The organism is Pseudomonas sp. PB120 (genome assembly GCF_009761815.1).
Taxonomy (GTDB): domain Bacteria; phylum Pseudomonadota; class Gammaproteobacteria; order Pseudomonadales; family Pseudomonadaceae; genus Aquipseudomonas.
Genome location: NZ_RWIN01000044.1, coordinates 1 through 2002 on the forward strand (window position 1 = coordinate 1; position 2002 = coordinate 2002).

A 2002-nucleotide genomic window follows, 5' to 3' on the forward strand; every position below is an offset into this window, starting at 1 on the left:
GGTCGGTTATCTTTTCCCACGTCAACGACGGCGGCTTCTGGTTGATCAAGGAATACTTCAACATGACCGTCGCCCAGACCTTCAAGACCTGGACCGTGCTCGAGACCCTGATTTCGGTGGTCGCTTTTGCGCTGACTGTGGGTCTTTCTTACCTGATCTAGCTCGAACTCCCGATCGCTTTCCTCAAGCCCATGGTCTCCATCGGGCGCGTCATTGTGCGCGCCAGTGGTGAGGGCCTGCGGCGGAGTGCGCTCGTTGAAAACTCAAAAAAAAACATAAAAAAATCACCCTGGAGCACCGTATGTTCAAGCGAGCAATCCCCACCGCACTGTTGTTGGCCACCAGTTCAATCTGCGCACAGGCCGCCGATTCGGCTGCGCATGGTTTTCTGGAAGACAGCAAAGCGACGCTGTCGATGCGCACCCTGTATTTCAACAGCGATAACCGCGACGGCGCCGCCGATCCCTCAAAAACCGAGGAGACTGCGCAGGGTTTTGTGCTGCGCTATGAATCCGGGTTTACCCAAGGCCCGGTAGGGTTCGGCGTTGACGCCCAGGCATTGTTGGGGATTACGCTGGACAGCGGCACCGGACGTCACAACGGCAGCGGCATGATCCCAACAGATGGCGACGGGGCGGCGGATACCTGGAGCAGCTTCGGCCCGACGGCGAAAATGCGCATTTCAAAAACCGAATTCCGTTACGGCACGCTGCTGCCGAAATTGCCGATCCTGTTGTCGAACGATGCTCGCGTATTGCCGCAATCCTTCACCGGCGCGCAGGTCACGTCGAACGACATTGATGGCCTGATGCTGACCAGTGGCGTACTTGAACACGCGGTCGGCCGCGCCTCGACGGACCGCACCGGTTTGTCGGTGCCGGGGGGGACGCAGGACAGCAACAAGTTCTACTTCGCCGGCGGTGATTACAACGTGACCAAGGACCTGAAGGCGCAGTACTACTTCGCGCAGCTGGAGGACTTTTATAACCAGAGTTTCTTTGGTCTGACTCACGTGTTGCCTATCGATGGCAAAAGCTCTTTCACCACTGACTTGCGTTATTTCCATACCACGTCGACCGGGGCCAACAGCTCTGCCGCCGGCCGTGCGCAAGGCTACCGGACTTCGGGCTACACCGAGGACAACAACGGTGAAATCGACAACAACACCTGGGTGGCGATGGTCACCTATGCCAATAGCGGGCATGCGGTGTCGCTGGGGCACCAACGGGTCGGTGACGGCAGCAACTTCGTTCAACCCAACCAGGGTGGCCTGGTCGATAAAGGGGCAGGGGGTGGCAGCGTGTACTTGCCGACGGACCGCATGATCCAGAACTTTGCGCGGGCCGGGGAGCAGACGAATTTTGGTCAGTACAGCTATGACTTTGCGCCTTTGGGGGTTCCGGGGTTGAAAGCGACGATTGCGTATCTGAAGGGCACGGATATCAAGGCGCAGAATGCGGGTGATCAGTCGGAGTGGGAGCGGGATATGACCCTGGATTATGTGCTGCAATCGGGGGCGCTGAAGGGGGTGGGGTTCAGCTTGCGTAACGGGAAGTCGAATACGGATGCCGGGCGGAATGTGGAGCAGAACCGGTTTATCATCAATTACACGCTTTCGTTGCTTTGACCGGTTTTTGATTGGGGGTATATCCGTTTCTGCGGTTACGGCCGCATATGGTTTCGCCCTTACGGCGAGTTACTTTGAAAAGCCTGCGCGGCCCGGCACAAAGTAACCAAATGCTCTTGCCCCACCACTTGGTGCCTCGCCTAGGCTCGGCATGCCCTCACTCCGGCATTGCTCCGTGGGCCCGCCGCCATCGGCCATCCATGCCGGGTTGCCCACTGCGCAATGCCTGCGTTCGGCCATCGTGGTTAACGGGGCGCCTCGATCAAAAGCAAAGCGAGGCGGCCTTAAAGCCGACCTGGCTTTTTTCGGATGTGCCCGGTTCAAAAATGTGGGAGCCAGCCTGCTGGCGATGGACGTCAACGATAACGCGCCCTG

At 58.4% G+C, this 2002-nt stretch carries 1 protein-coding gene and 1 pseudogene; both read left to right on the forward strand.

Features of this window, described 5'->3' with window-relative positions; genetic code table 11:
- Positions 1-161: pseudogene (locus EJA72_RS08845) on the forward strand (permease DsdX); the annotation flags it as partial.
- A gap of 140 nt (positions 162-301) precedes the next feature.
- Positions 302-1627 (forward strand): OprD family porin, encoded by a 1326-nt coding sequence (locus EJA72_RS08850; protein ID WP_157711108.1) that lies wholly within the window; start codon positions 302-304, stop codon positions 1625-1627.
- The last annotated feature ends 375 nt before the right edge of the window (positions 1628-2002 follow it).

Excerpts from the sequence above, each read along its gene's own strand:
- EJA72_RS08850 (WP_157711108.1), top strand. The coding sequence starts at position 302 with ATGTTCAAGCGAGCAATCCCCACCGCACTGTTGTTGGCCACCAGTTCA.